Source organism: Corynebacterium riegelii, from assembly GCF_016728505.1.
Classification (GTDB): domain Bacteria; phylum Actinomycetota; class Actinomycetes; order Mycobacteriales; family Mycobacteriaceae; genus Corynebacterium; species Corynebacterium riegelii.
This window is the reverse complement of the sequence record NZ_CP068159.1, coordinates 1,216,306-1,234,761: the sequence shown is the minus strand read 5'-3', so window position 1 is coordinate 1,234,761 and position 18,456 is coordinate 1,216,306. Positions and strand designations below refer to the sequence as shown.

Below are 18,456 nucleotides of genomic sequence, written 5' to 3'. Positions count from 1 at the left end.
CTTTCGCGCTAGAGCTTTCGCGCTAGAACCCGCCGCGGAGCTGTGACTGCAGCAGCTTCTCCAGCGCGCGGGTCTTACCCACCTGCTCAAACCTGATGGGACGGGGATAGCCGTAGACCCCCACCCACAATTCCCCGCGGTTGCGGCGAACTGAGTGGATTTGGGAGTGCGGGATGGAATCGACCTTGCCTGTGCGACCGCGGGCAAGCACCCTGCGATCGGTGACCACGAAGCGTCGGCGGCGGCCCCGAATCACCGGCAGGCCAAAGCGCCAAAAGCCTAAGACCAGCCACAGGATGACCATGGCGTTGCGCGCCACTAAGGGGACTGTGGCGGTGACATCCATCCAGCCGATGGCGATCCAGCAGATACCCGTGATCAAAATCAGCTCAAGCAGGGGGAAGATCAGGTCGCTGACGGGCGCAGTGACGTCAGCAAGGACCACTTCGTCCTCGCCTACCTTGAACTGCACCTGTTTGTGCGCCTGTCGTGCCACGCGGGTAGATGTTACTAGCTGGCTGCGTTAACTGGTTGGCCGCAGGTGGTGCACGTCTCCAACGGCGTACGCGGTGCCGTCAATGATCACTTCGCCTTCATCATTGACACCGTCGACGGTGCCAACCACTTCACCGTTGTGAAGCTCGATGCGCACTGGCTGGCCGATGGTGGAGCACACCTTACGGTAATCCTCCAACAGCTGCGGGTCGCGCTGCGTCCACTGCTGGAAGCGACGCCCCATGGCGTTCAGTACTGCAATGGTGAAGTCATCAAAATCAACGTCGATGCCCTCAAGGTTCAGTGCGGTTGCCATGTCTGTGGGCAGCTCGTCTTCCTTCATGTTCAGGTTGATGCCAATGCCCACAACAACCTTTGGAAAGTCCAGGCCAGACAAAATACCTGCGATTTTCTTGCCTTTAATCTGCACGTCATTCGGCCACTTCAGCTGCGCCTGCGGCAGCACGTCTGTCACTGCCACGCCCGGCGCAATGGACAGCAACCCGAACGCCGGTGCCGGCTCCGGGACCTCAAGCACCATGCTCATAGCTAGCTGGGCATCCTTGGGGGACACCCAGTGGCGGCCAAGCCGGCCCTTGCCGTCCGTCTGCTCGTTTGCAATCAGCACACTGCCGGGTGTGCCGCGATCCAGCATGTCCGCGTTGGTGGAGCCGGTGGTTTCAACCCACTGCACATCAGACCAATACTGTGCGACCGCTTCCTGGATTCGCTGGAGGTTTTTCACGCTCATGGTTTCCAAGCCTACGACGCGCAGGCGTCTTGATGCCTATACCCAAGTGCGGAACACCGAGATGTTGGGGATGGACAGCACCTCAAGTGCGTCTTCCCCCAGCTCGGGACCCAAATCGATGGGGCTGAACTTGTCCACGTCGGGCAGCCCGGTTTCCTCGAAATCCGCCTGCGTCTGCTCGTCTAAAACGCCAACGAAGCGCGCGCCCGGAAGGACATTCAAGCCGGCTACCAAGGGCTCCTGCAGTTGTGTGTCAAGCTTTTCGTTCCACACGCGCGGCATCAGCTCACGGATGTCACGCGGCAACCAAGCTTCAATGGCGTGGACGGTGTAAATCACATCATCACTGCCAAGGTCTTCATTCAGCGTTGCGGCGAGCTTGGCCAGGTACTTCGGCATCACCCACTCGTCGCTGAACAACGACACGGTAATCAGGCTGCTGTAGAGCGCACCAATCACAGTGCGGCGATATACCCCGTCTGCCAAGAAGCGGTCCTGGCGTGCCAGTCGGCAAAGCTGCTTGGCGTGCGCCAGATGGGAGTAGAACTCCACAGGCGTGCTGCCACGACGCTCTACAAGCTGCATCTGGGCAGCACTGGTCAGCGTACGCAGGAGGTGGAAGGCAGGACGGTCAGTGTGAAACTTGCAGGTGACAAACTGGTCATCCATGATGCGTCGCACCATGGCGCGTGTATCAAGCGTGCCGTCCGGGAACATCGGCACAGGCAGCACGGTGCGCCCGGTGAGCTGGTATTCATCAGCCGGCAAGTCCTCATCATCCACCATGAGCACGCTGACTGCCTCATGGTCAGGCGTTAAGGTGCGCTGGAAATCCTCCGCGCTTTGACGGTCATCCACCACTACGCGGCGCTGCGTAAAACCAGGGCCCGCGTAACGCTGCGGCATCCAGGACTCGATTTGCTCACACAGCTCCTCAAGAGGCTCAAGCACGAAGTTGCCCGCCAACTCCTCGCCGTAGCGCGCCACCAGGTATGCCTGGGTAAAACGTGGGTCCCACGCCTGCAGCACCTCAAGGTTGGATGCTGCGTGCCAGAAGTAACGCATCGCCTCCTTCGGACGCGAATCCACCGCCGCACGTGCCAGGTCCAGTACCTGGAACGTGTCTGCCAGCACCACGTAGGCATCCAGCGATTCATCGCGCGTGTCTTCCTCCGGCTGGTACTCAGCCGCAACGTTTGCCAGGTGCGTGAGCAAGGCACGGGTGGCATCCATCTGTGCTTCCGTCAGGTACTGGGTGCCGCGCGGGCTGATTTCAACTTCTGCGTGCAGCTTCGTGCCGTGGATGGTGGTGTCGAAGGAAAGTACTTCGCGCTGTCGCTCTGGTGTGTTCATAAGGACCTCCTTTGTCCAAAAATCTCATTCCCCGGTGTTGGGATTTCAGTGTAAAAGGCGTACCCCACACACCCTCTCAAAATTCAGAACACTTGTTCCCAAAACCGGGTACGATCATGCCTATGCAGATCCCTTCCAACACCCTCATTCCGCTGTTCGTCAGCTCCGGTGTGCTCCATTTCCTCAAACCCGAGCCCTTCGACAGCATTGTCCCGCCGCAGCTTCCAGGACCCGCACGCAACTACACATACGCCTCCGGAGCCGCCGAATTGCTCGCCGCGGTGCTGCTCGCCTCCCCAGCACTTGGCCCGCGCAGCAACCCAGATCACGTACGCAGGTCAGCGGCAATGCGTCGCGCCGGCGGATACTTGTCCGCCGCGCTGCTGACGGCGGTGTGGCCTGCAAATTTCTACATGAGCTGGAAGTGGCGCAAGAAGCCCTGGTACCAGCAAGCTGCCGGGATTGCGCGCCTTCCGCTGCAGATCCCACTCATCCAGGCTGCGTGGCGTGTGACACGGCCATCTCGCCCTGATTAGGCACAGGCAGTTGTAGCACTAAACTAGGTCCCCATGACTTCCAAACCCGATTTGACCACCACCGCCGGTCGCATCCAGGATTTGCGCGATCGCCTCGCCGAGGCGCAGGTCCCTGCCGGTCAGGAGGCGATCGATGCCGTGCGCGAAAGCGGCAGCGCCACCGCCCGCGAGCGCGTTGAGTTGCTGCTGGATAGCGGCACGTTTGTGGAGACTGACGCGCTGGCCCGCCACCGGATCGAGGCCTACAAGATGTACCGCACCAAGCCCGCCACCGACGGCGTGGTCACTGGTTACGGTCTTGTGCATGGCCGCCGCGTGTTCGTGTTTTCCCAGGACAGTTCGCTTTTCGACGGTGCGATGGGCGAAGTCTACGCCGAAAAAATCCTGAAACTCTACGAGTTGGCAACGAAGACCGGCGTGCCGGTTATTGGCATCTATGACTCGGTTGGCCCGCGTTTCCAGGAGGGCATTGTTACTGCCCACATGCAGGCGAAGATTTTGCGTGCAGCCGCCCAGGCGTCTGGTCTGGTGCCGCAGATCGCCGTGGTAGCAGGTGATACTGCATCCCTTCCGGCAACCACGGTGCCGCTGGCAGATTTCGTGGTCCAGGTGGCTGGCGCTTCCTTCGATGGCGGCGAGGCACACTTGACTGTGGACACGGACGCTGCGGCAATTGCCCAGGTGCGCGACCTGCTGGCTTTCCTGCCACTGAACAACGTTGCCGCTTCCCCGCTGGGCACGGAAGCGGAGAAGGCTTCCGAGCTAGACCTGGACACGTTCATGCCAGACGATGACCCCCAGGACTATGACGTCCGTGAGATCATCAACGCGGTCACGGACGGTGATTTCTTCGAGCTCGGCGCGCAGACGGCTGGCAGCGTGCTCACTGGCTTGGCGCACATCGGTGGCCGTGCCGTTGGCGTTGTGTCCACCCAGCCGCAGGTTGATGGTGGCACGCTCACGGGTGCCGCGGCACGCAAGGCTGCGCGGTTCATCCGCACCTGCGACGGCTTCAACCTGCCGTTGGTGCAGTTCGTGGACTGCGCGGATGCCGTTATTCCTGCTGGCGAGGATGCCCCTCTCAGCGGCGCGGCGGCGCTGGCCTACGCGTTCGCGGAGGCCCAGGTGGGCACGGTGACTGTGATTACGCGCAAGGCGCTGGGCACCGCGTATGCGCTGCTTGGTTCGAAGGGCTTGGGCGCTGATTTGGTGTTTGCGTGGCCGACTGCGCAGATCGCGCTGGCGGATGCCGCGACGGCTGCCGAGGCTATTGGTACTGACGTCGCCGAGTACGAGGCCGAAAACCTCAACCCGTACGTGGCTACCGAGCGTGGTCTTGTAGATGCGGTGATTGAGCCCTCCCAGACCCGCACCCAGGTGCTTGAGGGCCTGCGTCTGCTGGAGCGCAAGGTTGTCTACCCGCCGGTGAAAAAGCACGGCAATATGCCGCTGTAGGAGGGTTTTGCAATGGATATTGAGGTTCTAAAGGGCAATCCCACTGAAGACGAGCTGGCTGCCTTGGTGCAGGTGCTGCAGGAGCTGAAGGCGAAGAACTCGGCTGCCGCTCCTGCGGACGCGAACGGTTGGGGCGCTCCTGCCCCGCGCAATTACCGCGGCCCGCTGTTTAACCCGCACGCGTTTCATAGCGCGGTGTATTTCTAGATGCGGTTGGTGCTGGCGTCGCAGTCACCGTCGCGACGCATGCTGCTCGAGCAAGGCGGGGTTCGCCCCTTCCTTCGCCCGGCCAACATTGATGAGGATGCGCTGATCGCTCAGCTTGCAGACGCTGAACCGCACCACATCGTCAGCGCCCTCGCCCGCGCAAAGGCGGAGACGGTTGCACCGGAGTTTCCGGAAGATGTGGTCATTGGGTGTGACTCCATGCTGCTTTTAGACGGCACGCTGCTGGGCAAACCGCACACCCCCAAGCGAGCGATTGAGCGTTGGAAAGCACAGCGCGGCAAGACAGCGCACCTGTTGACGGGCCACGCGGTGTGTTTCCGCGGCGAGTGGGTGGTGGACACGGTCTCCACCGCGATTCGTTTCGGCGAGGTGTCCGACGCCGACATCGCCGCCTACGCCCACTCCGGCCAACCACTGGGCTGCGCGGGCGCGTTTACCTTGGAGGCACTCGGAAGCTGGTTCATCGACTCCATCGACGGCGACCCAACCAGCGTCATCGGCCTATCAATGCCGCTGCTGCGCAAGTGTTTGTACCGCTTCGGGCTGGATGCCTCGGATTTCTGGGAGTCCTAGTAGCCGCTTGTCCTAGTAGCCGCTCTCTTTGAGGAACTCGTCCAGGACATCGAGCTTGCCGGGGCGCCCGTCTATGTTCATCCGCAGCCAACCGCCAATCGTGTTGATCGGGTTGCGCTCGCTCGACGGCAGGCTTAAATCCAAATCCTCAGATCCAAAGAGGGCTTCGTAAACTTCACGACGCTCTTCGTCATCATCCGCATCAATTGTGATGGCCAGACGCAGCGGCAGATCACCGCGGGAACGCCGGTTCACATCAGCGCCACTAGCAACCAAGCGCTTCGCCAACGCGCCGTCGCCCTTGCCTAGGCGCTCATTGCCGCCAAGCAGCAGCGCAAGCGTGCTGTTGCCATACTCCACCGACGCGGCGTCTGCTCCCCTGTCCAACATGTCGTTTGCAATCTTGGCGCGGGCTTCGGGGTCGGGGTTAATCAGTCCCTCACGAAGCATCGCAGTCACGTCATCTGTTTCGGGATCAAAAACGTCCATGAACTCTTCATACGTGCCGGTTCGTGCGGTATACATTGCGCTTGCCATCGGGACTCCTTTGCAACAGTTCAGGTTGAAACCGGGCAGGTAGGCCCCACTATAAAGTTGCACACCCCAAAGCACCCTTGCCGTCAGCTGGCAATCTGCCGTCAAAAAGAACCAGCAAAAAGGGCCCGACCACACGGCCGGGCCCATCACGCTTGGGGCGTTAGTGAGCTACTAGGCGTCAGAATCTGCCTTGTCCGCCTTGTCCTGATCAAACTCAACAAGCTTGGAGGTGTTCTGCGCAGTCTTCACGGTGGCCACGTAGAACTCCAGGCTCAGGCGCGCACCAACCGTAGCAAACAGCGCCAACGCGGTGCCCACGATCAAGTACACGATCAGGCCCAGGAAGCCTTCGCCAACACCCTCGCTGAAGCCGATGAGGGAAGCGATCAGACCAGCCGCCCAGGCCAGTGCGATGAGACCCAGGAAGATAGCGTAAATAACCTTGGCAAAGTCAATGGTGATGAAGCGGCTGAAGGAGAAATCAAACAGGGCCTGGAAGAAGCCGTCGCCAGGCTTCTTGCGACCGTTGTTGCTCGACGGCACACCATACTGACCCTGCGGACCGTAACCCTGCGGGTAGCCGCCCTGCGGGTAACCAGCGCCGTACTGCGCCTGCTGGAAATCACCCTGACCGTACTGGCCCTGCTGCTGGTAGCCGTACTGGCCATACTGGCCCTGCTGCTGTGCCTGACCCTGCGCCTGGTACTGCTGCTGGGAGTAATCCTGCTGCTGGTGCTCACCCTGGCCGTAACCGCCCTGGGAGCCGCCTTGGCCGTACTGGTTTTCGCCGTACGGGGTGTAACCACCCTGGCCATACTGCGGCTGGGAAGGCGTGCCCCACTCAGACGCAGCGGAGTCAGCGCTGCTGGACGTGCTGCCAGCGGTGCTGCCGAACTCAGTTGTCTGCTCGCTAGAGGTCTCCGGAGTCGGCTCCGCGGTGAAATCCGGCTTGTCGTTCTGGTCGTCTGCACCATTCGGGTTGTACGGGTTGGACATGACTCTCCTTAATCGTTGAAAAGTTTTCGGTCCCCCACTTTAGACGCCTCTGTCTGCCTTTGCGCGGTAACGTAGGGCCATGGAATTCAACGATATGCTCGCTCCCCCGCCAGTTCACTTGCCTGAAGACCCGGCTCACGGTAACGATTTGCTGGATGATGCAACGGCAATCGCCCACCCTGACTCCCCCGCTGTGTGGGCGGCTCGCGCCGAGCGTGAACTGGCCGAGGGCAACCAGATTGTTGCCTACGCCTACGCGCGCACCGGCTACCACCGCTCGCTTGACCGCCTGCGCGCCAACGGCTGGAAGGGCTGGGGTCCGGTCCCGGCATCGCACGAGGCAAACCAGCCGGTATTAAAGGCGATTGCGATGTTGGCGTTGGCGTCCAAGGTTATTGGCGATGACGCTGAGTACGACCGCTGCCGCCAGATGCTTTCGGACGCTGACCCGGCAAGCGTAGCGGGGCTTCTGGACAGCCAGGAGGCGTAAAAATGACAGCCAGCACCCGTGCGGGGCTCGCCGGCGCCGCACTACTCCTGCCGTTGGCACTCGCCGCGTGCGGCGCTGGCGGCGCTGAACAGCCCAGGCAGCACAGCGCCACGGAGGCGATTTTCACCTCGGTGGACGCAGCACCAGAAGCGGCATCCGAAACACCCACGGTTACAGAGGTCATCACCACAACCTCAACACAGGCTCCGCCGGAAACCACCTCGCAGCCGGACGACACTTGCGCGAACCTGCCGAAGGACCCACGCAAGCAGTATGAGACCGGCACTGCACCGGGCCGGATGCCTGCAGCCGATGGCAGTGATTACAACTTCTGGATCGACAACATTGATAACCACTACGATCCCTGCGCGCCCCTGTCCTGGATCGTCTTCGACGGCCAGCTGGGCGACGTCAACGGTCCCGCCGGCACAGCCGGTTCTATTACCGACGGTGTTGCGTTCTACTCCTACGGCAAACCACAAATAGACATGCACATCTTCGGCCGAGTGGACTCCATCCAACTCGTCGAAGACAAGGTGCTGGAATTTACCTGGAGCGAACGTACTCGCTCCACTGCCGAAGGGTTCACCGCCCAATACACCGTGCGTATTCAAACCCAAAGCGGCGGCATCGCCGCCACCGAAGGCAACGTGGCCGAGTTCTACCAACGGTGGAGCGACCGAAGCGGGTTCTACATGCTCGGCACCTACGACTAAAAACCACCCCGGCCACTGGGAAAAGTGGTGGGGTGGTGGGGGACGCATTAGACGTCGGCAAGCAGAAAGCCCTTAGGCGTGCTTTGCCTCCACGCGGCCGATTGCCTCTTCTGCAACCATCTCCTGGATGCCCATGTCCAGCTCAGAGGTGAAGCCGACGCAAGAGCAGTTGATCTCGCCGAGAACGTAGGTGTCCTCACCCGTCTCGTCATCATCCGCAAGCATGAAGTCCGCGGTCCAGATCAGCGGAATGTTATCGCCACCAAGGTTCTCAGCGATGACCGGGCGAGCGTCGGCGAACATGTCAACCAGCTCCTGCCACTCCTCCGGCTTCTGGTAGGTGTACTTCGCACCAGAGAACAGGGTTGCAGAGAACGCGTCGCCGCCCTCAGCCGGCTTCTTGTGCACAACAAACACCGGGTGCGGGCCAACCAGCAGAATGCGGATCTCACCCTCGACGATGCGCGGCATGAAACGCATGTCAACCAGCATGCCGTTGTCGCCCACGATGTACTGCTCACAGAACTCCATGAACTCACCCAGCTCGCGCTCCTCGGTGTGGTTGTCCACAGCCTCGGTGCAGCGCAGCTTCGTGTCCAGCGGCAGAGCGGTACCCGGCTCCACGGAAGCGGCAAGCTCCGGATCCGCCAGGCGCACGCGCCAGATGCCGGAACCGGTGGAGCCACGGTTCTGCTTCAGCACACGCTCGCCGTAGGACAGGGAGGTTGGGAAGGTGTTCTTGAACGTCTCCACGTCGTAGTACGCGGCGGTGTCAGACGGGACCAGGTCCGTCTTGTTCAGCTTCACCAGGGCGTCCTTCGCGCCGTAGGAGATCATCTCCTCCGGGGTGGACATGCCAATCAGGCCAGCCTCAGACAGTCGGGTCAGCAGGTCAAAGTAGCCCTTCTCGCCGCCCGGGATGTTGCCCGGGTTCACACGGGAGATGTACGCATCAAAGTTCTCGGAAACGTACTTGAACAGGTCCTCGGACCACTCAGGGCGGAAGAAGACAACCTCAGCGTGCCAGCCCTTGTCCTTGATCGCATTGACAATCGGCATGGTGTCCTTGCGGTGGCCGTCAATGTACTTGTCGGAGCCGCCCTCGACCTCAAAAACTACAATTGCCTTCTTCACTACGTTCCCCTTCGGAGTAGATCAACATGTTTCATGTATGACCTTATTGCGCCCAAGGTGTATTAGCCGACTTAGTACGGCATTTAGTGTTTAACTTCACACCACCCCGCTACCCGCATTAATAAGGGTTAGATCTTACCAATTTTTCCCATCTTGGGCCCGTTGCTTCTTGCACAAAGGTAGGGTTTGGCGTAACAGCATTTTTACAGCATTTTTTCGTTCGCGCGAGCTTCGCCCAAGCCGCTCCAGTTCGCCCGAGGAGGACCCCAACGTGGGAATTGAACTAGACACAAGCCCCCAATTTCAGCAGTTTTCCAACCCCGAGAAGTTTGTTTCGCCGGCGTGGCTTTCCGCACGCCTGGGTATGGACGGGTTGAAGGTTGTGGAAAGTGATGCGGACGCATACCTCTACGACATTGGCCACATTCCTGGCGCCATGCGCATTGACTTCACTAGGGACCTGAATGATCCGTTGATTCGTGACATTTTGGACGCTGAGGCGTTTGCCAAGCTCATGGAGCAGCGTGGCATCTCCCGTGATGACACGGTGGTTATCTACGGTGATCGCGCGAACTGGTGGGCGGCATACACGGCTTGGGTGTTTGAGATTTACGGCCACCCGGATGTGCGTCTGCTCGACGGTGGGCGTGACGCTTGGATGGGCGAAGAGCGCGACACGTCCTTTGTTGTGCCGGAGTGCACTCCATCTCACTACCCTGTTCCGGAGCGCAACGACGGTCCGGTGCGCACCTTTGCGGCGGACCTGTTGAGTGGGGTTGAGGGCATCCAGCTTATCGACGCTCGCGTGAAGGAACTCTACGACGGCTCCAACATGACCGAGCGCACCTTCCGCCACGGCCACATCCCGGGTGCCGTGAATGTGCCGTGGGGCCGTTCGGTATTTCCCAACTCGCTGTTCCGTGCGCGTAAGGACATCGAGGCGATTTATAAGGACTTCGACCCGAAGAAAAAGACCGTGGTGTACTGCCAAAGCGGTGAGAGTTCTGCGCACACGTGGTTTGTGTTGAAGCACATCCTGGGCTTTGAGGACATCTCGTTGTATGACGGCTCTTGGGTGGAATGGGGCAACATGGTACGCGTGCCCGTGGCCAAGGCGTAGCCTTTGGGCGATATGATTGGTAGTTCTAACCGCTAAGAAATGAAACGGAAGATGCGTGTCTACCGATCTAACTAAGGTGCTAACGAAAGTCCTGATTGCTAACCGCGGCGAAATCGCCGTGCGTGTTATTCGTGCTGCAAAAGATGCAGGTATTGCGTCTGTAGCCGTCTACGCGGAGCCCGATACGGATGCCCCGTTTGTTGCCTTGGCCGATGAGGCGTTTGCCCTCGGCGGCACTACTGCAGCGGAGTCCTACCTGGATATGGACAAGATCTTGCAGGCCGCCGCGGACTCCGGGGCGGATGCGATCCACCCGGGTTACGGCTTTTTGTCTGAGAACGCCGAGTTTGCCCAGAAGGTTATTGACGCTGGTCTGACATGGATTGGCCCCTCGCCGGAGTCTATCGCTGCACTGGGCGACAAGGTGACTGCGCGCCAGATTGCGCAGCGTGCGAATGCGCCGATGGCGCCGGGCACGAAGGACCCGGTTGCCAGTGCCGATGAGGTTGTGGCCTTTGCGGATGAGCACGGCCTGCCCGTGGCTATTAAGGCCGCGTTTGGCGGCGGCGGCCGCGGCATGAAGGTGGCCTACACCCGCGAGGAAATTCCGGAGTTGTTTGAGTCCGCAACGCGTGAGGCCACTGCTGCGTTTGGTCGTGGCGAGTGCTTTGTGGAGCGCTACCTGGACAAAGCCCGCCACGTTGAGGCCCAGGTGTTGGCGGATACACACGGCAACGTTGTGGTGATGGGTACGCGTGATTGCTCGCTGCAGCGCCGCTTCCAGAAGCTCATTGAGGAGGCCCCAGCGCCGTTTTTGACTGATGAGCAGCGCGAACGCATCCACGAGTCCGCCAAGGCCATCTGCCGCGAGGCTGGCTACTACGGCGCGGGCACGGTGGAATACCTCGTTGCCGCTGACGGGCTGGTGTCCTTCCTTGAGGTCAACACCCGCCTGCAGGTGGAGCACCCGGTTACAGAGGCCACCACTGGCGTTGACTTGGTGCGTGAGCAGTTCCGCATCGCCGCTGGCGAGAAGCTGCGTTTTACGGAGGATCCAACTCCTCGCGGCCATGCCATTGAGTTCCGCATTAACGGTGAGGACGCTGCGGAGAACTTCATGCCCGCACCGGGCACGATCACTACGTACGCGGAGCCGGCTGGCCCGGGTGTGCGTGTGGATTCCGGCGTGCGCGCAGGCTCCGTGGTTGGCGGCCAGTTCGACTCCATGATGGCCAAGCTGATTGTTTACGGCGAAGACCGTACCCAGGCTATTGAACGCGCCCGCCGCGCCTTGGACGAGTACATCGTGGGTGGCATTCCTACGGTGATTCCGTTCCATCGGGCCATGCTTGATAACGACGCGTTTACCGCACCTAACGACAACTTCACCGTCTACACTCGCTGGATTGAAGAGGAATGGTCGGGCGAGCTCGCCCCGTCCGAGAACCTGGATCTTGGCGATGACCTTGAAGAGCTCGGCGAGAAGCAGCGCTTTGCCGTTGAGGTAGGTGGGCGTCGTATTGAGGTGGCGCTGCCGGCGTCCCTAGTAGTGGGCAACGGACGCAAGAAGCGTCGCCGCGCCGCTGGTGCAAAGGTTGCCGCCTCTGGCGATGCGGTTGCCTCCCCGATGCAGGGCACCGTGATCAAGCTCAACGTGGCCGAGGGCGACGAGGTTGCTGAGGGTGACGTAGTTGTGGTGCTTGAGGCGATGAAGATGGAGAACCCGGTCAAGGCACACAAGTCTGGCACCGTGACCGCCCTTGCTGTTGAGGCTGGTGCCCAGGTGAACAAGGGCGCCGCCCTCATGGAGCTGAAGTAGCGATCGGGCGCCTGGCTTAAAACTGGCTGGCCTAGAACGGCAGCTGGATGTTCGCTGCCTGGGCAAACGCCGGCAGCGCAAGGCCAAGCACGGCGGTGATGGCAATGAGCACCATCGCGATCGTCTCCGGGTTGCTTGAGCCGCCAGTGGCGCCCCCTGCCGGTGCGGACGCTCCACCCTTTGGCACCACAACTGGGGTTTTCACCGAAATAGCGTTGGTGCCGTCTTTCTTATAGAAGCGGGCGATCTTTCGCATTTCTTCATCCGAAGAAGGCGCTTCGGCGTCCTCAGTAATAGATGCCCGAAGCGCTACGAGCTGATCCTGCTCCGAGGTACTCACAATGTTCTGGCCTGCAAGGACGCCCAGGAAGCCGCCGCCTTCGCGCCACACGGGCGCACCGGAATCACCAGGACGCGCGCCCGTGTTTTCCCAGTAAATGTTGCCACCGATCGTGCCTATGAAGTCGCCGCAGCGGGTGGTCTGCGTTGTAGCGCCGGCGAAGCAAATCTTGTCGCCGGATTTCAGCTCATCGATGTCCGTCCTTGCGTTACCAGAAAGCGGGTTGCCCTCCAACCGGACGCCGCGATTGAACAGGATCAATGCCCAGTCATTGCCAGTGTGTTCCGGGTTGTACTTCCCTGAACGCACCGTTGCCCCAACCAGCACCCACTGGTCGCCGGACTTGACGTAGACCTTCTCAGTGCGGTTTTTGCCACAGTGACCAGCGGTGTAGCCGGCCGGACCCGACGGGCTTTGCTCAATGTAGCCAAGCGTGCACTGGGAGGACTCCCCCACCCTGATTCGGTCGCCTTGGCGCACGGTGACTGTGTCAGCGTGCGCGGCGGGCACTGTTGCCACCGTCGGCACCGCTGCAACCATCATCGCAGACGCTAATGCTAGAGCCACCGTTTTTTGCTGCATGATGCAAAACCCTACAACCCCGCCGCCGCCTCAACCAATACGACGCAATACGATGGTGCGCATGCCTGAATTCACGTTTAAACGAGCAACCGAGTCTGATCGCACCTATCTGCTGCGCCTGAACTACCTCACTGAGGTCTTCGGCGATGAAACTGCTGCGATGGCTGAAGATTCGCTCTCCGGCGTCGCCCCCTACATCGACAACTGGGATCCGGAACGTGACGGCGGCATCATCGCCTTTGATGAGTTCCGCACGCCCGCCGGCGGCACATGGCTGCGCTACTGGGAAAAGCCGACTGACGGCTACGCCAACGTTGCTCCCAACGTGCCGGAGCTTGCGATTGCGGTAGAGAACCGTTTTGCAGGCAACCGCCTGGCGGCCCGCCTGCTTGAGGCGGTAGCGGAACTTGCACGCGAGCAGGGCGCGCCGCAGCTTGCACTGTGGGTTGACCCCAACAACCCGCGTGCACGCCACCGCTACGAAGCCTTCGGCTTCCGCGACTACCCGGATGCCGAGAACGTGATGGTCCTCGACATCTAGGCTTATCCCCCCGGCTAGGCCTATCCCAGGCCTAGCTGATCACAACCACCAGGTCGCCGCCTTCCACCTTGGTGGCCTGCGACAGGGCTACGCGCTCGACCGTGCCAGACTTCGGTGCGGAGATCGCAGCCTCCATCTTCATGGCTTCGATGGTGGCAACTGGGTCGCCTTCCTTGACTTCGTCGCCAACCTTGACCGTCACGTTGACCACGCCGGCGAACGGCGCTGCTACGTGGCCCGGGTTGGAGCTGTCAGCCTTTTCCACCTCAGCCACGGTGGACTCGGCGTTCTGGTCGCGCACCAGCATCGGGCGGACCTGGCCGTTGACGGTGAGGATGACCTGGCGCATGCCCTTCTCATCCGGCTCACCAACCGCATCCAGGCGGACCACCAGCGGCGGGATGTTCGCGTCGATCTCGCCGTAGTAGATCATCGTCTCCTCGCCCTCTTCAAGGCCGTAGAAGAACGTCTTGTCACCCAGCTGGTCAGTGATGCCGTAGGTGCGCTTGTGCTCCAGGAACTCGTTGTACTGCTTCGGGAAGAGCAGCTTGTCCAAAGCTACGCGACGCTTAACGTGGTCAGTGCCCTCCAGATCCGGCACGAGCTCCTCCGGCACATCCACCGTGTGGTCAACCACAGAGCGGTTCTCCAGGGCCTTCTCGCGCAGCTCTGGCCAGCCGCCAGGAGGCGTACCCAGCTCACCCTGCAGGAAGCCGATAACGGACTCCGGAATGTCGTACTTGCGCGGGTTCTCCGCAAACTCCTCCGGGCTCACGCCCTGGCCCACCAGCTGCAGCGCAAGATCGCCCACCACCTTCGACGACGGGGTCACCTTCGTCGGACGGCCAAGAATGGTGTTCACACCTGCGTAGTAGTCCTCGATGAGCTCGAAGCGGTCCTCCAGGCCCAATGCCTTCGCCTGCGTACGCAGGTTGGACAGCTGGCCGCCCGGGATCTCGTGCTTGTACACGCGACCGGTCGGGCCCGGGATGCCGGACTCAAACGGTGCGTAGACCTGGCGCACAGCCTCCCAGTACGGCTCCATGTCAGAGACCGCCTGCAGGGAGATGCCGGTGTCACGCTCCGTGTCTGCGAACGCGGCAACCAGTGCGGACATGGACGGCTGGGAGGTGGTACCTGCCAGCGGTGCCGAGGCCACGTCCACCACGTCAGCGCCAGCGTTTGCGGCAGCCAGGTAGGTAGCCAGCTGGCCACCAGCGGTGTCGTGGGTGTGCACGTGCACCGGCAGATCAAAGCGCTCACGCAGCGCCTTGACCAGCTTCGCTGCCGCACCCGGACGCATCAGGCCAGCCATGTCCTTAATGGCAAGCACGTGGGCGCCAGCCTCGACGATCTCTTCCGCCAGCTTCAGGTAGTAATCCAGCGTATACAGGTCCTCATTCGGATCCAGCAGGTTACCGGAGTACGCCATAGCCACCTCAGCGACGGTGGTGTTGGTCTCCAGCACTGCGTCAATTGCCGGGCGCATCTGGCTGACGTCATTAAGGGCGTCAAAGATACGGAAGATGTCAATGCCAGAGGTTGCAGCCTCCTGCACAAACGCGCGGGTCACAGAATCCGGGTACGGCGTGTAGCCCACCGTGTTGCGGCCACGCAGCAGCATCTGGATGTTCACGTTCGGCATGGCCTCACGCAGCTCGTCCAAACGCATCCACGGGGACTCGTGCAAGAAGCGCATGCCCACGTCGAAGGTGGCGCCGCCCCATGCCTCCACGGAAGTCAGCTGCGGAGTCAGGTGACCAACGTGCTTAGCTGCAGCAACCAGGGTGTTGGTACGGATACGCGTTGCCAGCAGAGACTGGTGCGCATCACGGAACGTGGTCTCCGTAACCCCCAGGGCAGTCTGGTTACGCAGCTTCTCCGCCCACTTCTTCGGGCCCAGCTCCAGAAGATCATCGCGGGAACCACGCGGGGTGTCCGGGTAATCCAGCTTCGGCAGCTTCTTGGACGGCTGGATGCTCGTCGGGCGCGGACCGTTCGGCTTGTTCACGGTCACTTCAGCCAGGTAGTTCAGGATCTTGCCTGCATCATCCGCAGCGTTCGGAGCATCCAAAAGGTGCGGGTGCTTTGCAATGAAGCTTGTGTTCACACGCTCATAGCGGAACTCCGGCTCACTCAGCAGCGCACGCAGGAAGCCAATGTTGGTGGACAGGCCATCAATGGCGAACTCATTGAGAGCACGCAGCGCGCGGTCCACAGCCACCTGGAAGTTACGCCCACGGCAGGTCATCTTCACCAGCAGGGAGTCAAAGTTCGGAGTGATCGGGGTACCAACGGCCACCGAGCCGTCCAAACGCACACCCGCGCCACCCGGGGAACGGTAGCCAGTGATGGTGCCAGAATCCGGCCTAAAGCCGTTGTGCGGATCCTCAGTGGTAATACGGCACTGCAGCGCAGCACCGTTGACCTCAATAAGGTCCTGGCTCAGGTGCACGTCCTCCAGCTTCGCCCCGGCGGCAATGTACATCTGGTTTTTCACAATGTCGATGCCGGTGACTTCCTCAGTCACGGTGTGCTCCACCTGAACACGCGGGTTCATCTCGATGAAGACGTGGTTACCCTGCTCATCTACAAGGAACTCGACGGTACCGGCACCCTCGTACTCAATTTCCTTACAGAAGTTCACCGCGTCCTGGCAGATACGCTGACGCTGCTCATCCGTAATGTGCTGCGCAGGAGCGATCTCAACCACCTTCTGGTGGCGGCGCTGCACCGAGCAGTCACGCTCAAAGAGGTGGACCACGTTGCCGTAGCTGTCGGCCATGATCTGCACCTCAATGTGCTGCGGGTTAATCACGGCGCGCTCGATGTAGACATTCGGGTCACCGAAGGCAGCCTCCGCCTCACGCGACGCCTCAGCTGCAAGCTTCTCTACATCCTCGATCTTCTCAATGAAGCGCATGCCGCGGCCGCCACCACCGGCAACTGCCTTCACAAACACCGGGAACTGGAAATCCTTGGCATACTCAGCCAACTGCTTCGGGTCCGAAGACGGCTCCGAGTCCTGCAGCGTAGGCAAGCCAGCGCGCTGAGCAGCATGGACAGCGGCAGACTTATCACCAGTCAAATCAAGGGTCTCAGCGGTAGGGCCAATGAACTTGATGCCCTCCTCTTTACAGCGGCGGGCAAGGTCCGCACGCTCAGACAGGAACCCGTAGCCGGGGTACACAGCATCCGCGCCGGTCTGTTTTGCCGCACGGATGATTTCTTCAATGTCCAGGTACGCCTTGACAGGCTGGCCCTCAACACCGATTTGAACCGCTTCGTCCGCGAACGGGCGGTGGAACGAGTTACGGTCCTCACGTGGGTAGACCGCAACCGTCTTCGCACCTGTTTCAAAGGCGGCGCGAAACGCGCGCACCGCAATCTCGCCACGGTTGGCCACCAGGATCTTTTTAAAGGTGGGAAGTTCGTTCAGTGGAAGCGTGTCCGGATTCATCGCTTTTCCTTTCGCAATGGCTGCAAATGACTGCAAGTATGTTTCAAATAGTATCGGAGTGCGGGTTGGTATCACCTAGAAACTGGAGAAAAAGTTCGCTCTCCGCACGCAAACACCCCCACTTCGTAGGGAGGTGGGGGTGGTTCACGCAAACGTCGTCAAGCTTGAAGCTCTATTTACGCTTCGATGTGACGCTCCTCCGGACCGTTGTACGCAGACAGCGGGCGGATCAGCGAGTTGTTCTCAAACTGCTCAATGATGTGCGCAGTCCAGCCGGTGATGCGGGACATCACGAACAGCGGGGTGAAGAACTCAATGTCAAAGCCAAGGATGTAGTACGCCGGGCCGGACGGGAAGTCCAGGTTCGGGCGGATCTTGATGGACGTGTTGTCATGCATGGTCTTGGCCATGATGTCGTACATCTCAACCCACTTCTGTGCGTCCTTCTCCGGGTGCTCAGCAGCGAGCTTCTTGAATGCGGCTTCCATCGTCGGCACGCGGGAGTCGCCCTTCTTGTACACGCGGTGGCCGAAGCCCATGACAAGCTCCTTGTTCTTGAGCTTGTTCAGGCACCACTCCTCAGCCTTCGCCGGGTCCCCAATCTCCTCCATGTGGTGCATCACGAACTCGTTCGCACCACCGTGCAGCGGGCCCTTCAGCGCGCCGATTGCACCGGTGATGGCGGACCAGCCGTCAGACATCGTCGAGGCAATGGTGCGTGCGGTGAAGGTGGAAGCGTTGAAGGAGTGCTCAGCGTAGAGAATCATCGTCTTCTCAAACGCCTCAATGTCGGACGGGATGTTCGCCGGCGACTTCTCATCATCACCAAACACCATCCAGAGGAAGTTCTCGGAGAAGCCCTTCTCCTTGCTCGGAGCGATGTACTCCTTGCCCTGGCGGCGGCGGATATCCGTAGCCACGATGGTGGGCAGCTTTGCCAGCAGCTTACGGCCGATGGACTGCAGGTGATCCGAGTCCTTCGTGAACTTCTCCGGATCCTCAGCACCCAGGTAGGACACTGCGGTACGCAGCACGTCCATCGGGTGGCAGTCCTTCGGCATGAAGTTGATCACCTGGATCAGCTCTTCATCAATGTCACGGTTTTCCATGCAGCCGCCGCGGAACTCTTCCAGCTGCTCCGGGGTCGGCAGCTCACCGTTCCACAGCAGGTAGGCGACCTCTTCAAAGGTGCAGTGCTCAGCCAGCTCCTGAACCGGGTAGCCGCGGTACAACAGCGAGTTGGTCTCCGGGTTGACCTTGGATACTGCCGTGTAGTCAGCGACAACGCCGTTAAGGCCCTTGCGGATTTCTTGCTCAGTCATTTCTCGGT

The 18,456-nt window shown here is 60.7% G+C and carries 18 protein-coding genes; 9 read left to right on the top strand and 9 right to left on the bottom strand.

Translation table 11 applies throughout. The annotated features are described in order from the left end of the window. Positions 1–22 precede the first annotated feature (22 nt). Genes I6I71_RS05725 through I6I71_RS05715 form a run of 3 tightly spaced genes read right to left on the bottom strand, consistent with a single transcriptional unit; the run spans position 23 to position 2,599 of the window. A complete protein-coding gene (locus I6I71_RS05725; RefSeq protein WP_236587423.1) occupies positions 23–496 on the bottom strand; it encodes a hypothetical protein in 474 nt (157 codons plus the stop codon). 27 nt (positions 497–523) lie between these two features. Then, a complete protein-coding gene (locus tag I6I71_RS05720) occupies positions 524–1,246 on the bottom strand; it encodes a biotin--[acetyl-CoA-carboxylase] ligase (RefSeq protein ID WP_201822992.1) in 723 nt (240 codons plus the stop codon). A 36-nt stretch (positions 1,247–1,282) separates the two neighbouring features. Beyond that, positions 1,283–2,599 (bottom strand): hypothetical protein, encoded by a 1,317-nt coding sequence (locus I6I71_RS05715; protein ID WP_201822989.1) that lies wholly within the window; start codon positions 2,597–2,599, stop codon positions 1,283–1,285. A 122-nt stretch (positions 2,600–2,721) separates the two neighbouring features. Between I6I71_RS05715 and I6I71_RS05710 the strand changes: the two genes are divergently transcribed. Genes I6I71_RS05710 through I6I71_RS05695 form a run of 4 tightly spaced genes read left to right on the top strand, consistent with a single transcriptional unit; the run spans position 2,722 to position 5,391 of the window. Beyond that, positions 2,722–3,135 (top strand): DoxX family protein, encoded by a 414-nt coding sequence (locus I6I71_RS05710; RefSeq protein WP_201822986.1) that lies wholly within the window; start codon positions 2,722–2,724, stop codon positions 3,133–3,135. A gap of 33 nt (positions 3,136–3,168) precedes the next feature. Beyond that, complete coding sequence (locus I6I71_RS05705; protein ID WP_201822983.1) at positions 3,169–4,590, top strand: acyl-CoA carboxylase subunit beta; 1,422 nt, start codon at positions 3,169–3,171, stop codon at positions 4,588–4,590. Between the two features lie 12 nt (positions 4,591–4,602). Continuing rightward, entirely contained in the window at positions 4,603–4,797 is a 195-nt protein-coding gene (locus tag I6I71_RS05700) for an acyl-CoA carboxylase subunit epsilon (protein WP_052205252.1), read from the top strand. Continuing rightward, complete coding sequence (locus tag I6I71_RS05695; RefSeq protein WP_201822980.1) at positions 4,798–5,391, top strand: Maf family protein; 594 nt, start codon at positions 4,798–4,800, stop codon at positions 5,389–5,391. 12 nt (positions 5,392–5,403) lie between these two features. Here the strand turns inward: I6I71_RS05695 and I6I71_RS05690 are convergent, their stop codons facing one another. After that, positions 5,404–5,928 (bottom strand): hypothetical protein, encoded by a 525-nt coding sequence (locus I6I71_RS05690; RefSeq protein ID WP_201822976.1) that lies wholly within the window; start codon positions 5,926–5,928, stop codon positions 5,404–5,406. A 171-nt stretch (positions 5,929–6,099) separates the two neighbouring features. Then, on the bottom strand, positions 6,100–6,924 hold the full coding sequence (locus tag I6I71_RS05685) for a DUF4282 domain-containing protein (RefSeq protein WP_201822973.1): 825 nt from the start codon (positions 6,922–6,924) through the stop codon (positions 6,100–6,102). Positions 6,925–7,003: 79 nt separating this feature from the next. On the opposite strand from I6I71_RS05685, the gene I6I71_RS05680 reads away from it, so the two are divergent. Further along, on the top strand, positions 7,004–7,414 hold the full coding sequence (locus I6I71_RS05680) for a DUF3151 domain-containing protein (RefSeq protein ID WP_201822970.1): 411 nt from the start codon (positions 7,004–7,006) through the stop codon (positions 7,412–7,414). Between the two features lie 2 nt (positions 7,415–7,416). Next, on the top strand, positions 7,417–8,130 hold the full coding sequence (locus I6I71_RS05675; RefSeq protein ID WP_201822967.1) for a hypothetical protein: 714 nt from the start codon (positions 7,417–7,419) through the stop codon (positions 8,128–8,130). Between the two features lie 72 nt (positions 8,131–8,202). Here the strand turns inward: I6I71_RS05675 and I6I71_RS05670 are convergent, their stop codons facing one another. Continuing rightward, positions 8,203–9,264, bottom strand: coding sequence for a Cj0069 family protein (locus I6I71_RS05670; RefSeq protein ID WP_052205258.1), 1,062 nt, complete (start codon positions 9,262–9,264; stop codon positions 8,203–8,205). A 271-nt stretch (positions 9,265–9,535) separates the two neighbouring features. Between I6I71_RS05670 and I6I71_RS05665 the strand changes: the two genes are divergently transcribed. Both I6I71_RS05665 and I6I71_RS05660 read left to right on the top strand, forming a co-directional pair. After that, a complete protein-coding gene (locus I6I71_RS05665; protein WP_201822964.1) occupies positions 9,536–10,384 on the top strand; it encodes a sulfurtransferase in 849 nt (282 codons plus the stop codon). 55 nt (positions 10,385–10,439) lie between these two features. Then, positions 10,440–12,203, top strand: a complete 1,764-nt coding sequence (locus I6I71_RS05660; RefSeq protein ID WP_201822961.1) for an acetyl/propionyl/methylcrotonyl-CoA carboxylase subunit alpha — start codon at positions 10,440–10,442, stop codon at positions 12,201–12,203. Positions 12,204–12,234: 31 nt separating this feature from the next. Here the strand turns inward: I6I71_RS05660 and I6I71_RS05655 are convergent, their stop codons facing one another. Continuing rightward, positions 12,235–13,125 carry a chymotrypsin family serine protease gene (locus I6I71_RS05655; protein WP_201822958.1) on the bottom strand — a complete coding sequence of 297 codons (891 nt, stop codon included), beginning with the start codon at positions 13,123–13,125 and terminating at the stop codon, positions 12,235–12,237. A gap of 61 nt (positions 13,126–13,186) precedes the next feature. On the opposite strand from I6I71_RS05655, the gene I6I71_RS05650 reads away from it, so the two are divergent. Further along, on the top strand, positions 13,187–13,666 hold the full coding sequence (locus I6I71_RS05650) for a GNAT family N-acetyltransferase (protein ID WP_070493467.1): 480 nt from the start codon (positions 13,187–13,189) through the stop codon (positions 13,664–13,666). A gap of 31 nt (positions 13,667–13,697) precedes the next feature. On the opposite strand, the gene I6I71_RS05645 is transcribed toward I6I71_RS05650, so the two are convergent. Continuing rightward, on the bottom strand, positions 13,698–17,126 hold the full coding sequence (locus I6I71_RS05645; RefSeq protein ID WP_201822955.1) for a pyruvate carboxylase: 3,429 nt from the start codon (positions 17,124–17,126) through the stop codon (positions 13,698–13,700). Positions 17,127–17,302: 176 nt separating this feature from the next. Continuing rightward, a complete protein-coding gene (locus tag I6I71_RS05640; protein WP_052205267.1) occupies positions 17,303–18,448 on the bottom strand; it encodes a bifunctional 2-methylcitrate synthase/citrate synthase in 1,146 nt (381 codons plus the stop codon). Between the last annotated feature and the right edge of the window lie 8 nt (positions 18,449–18,456).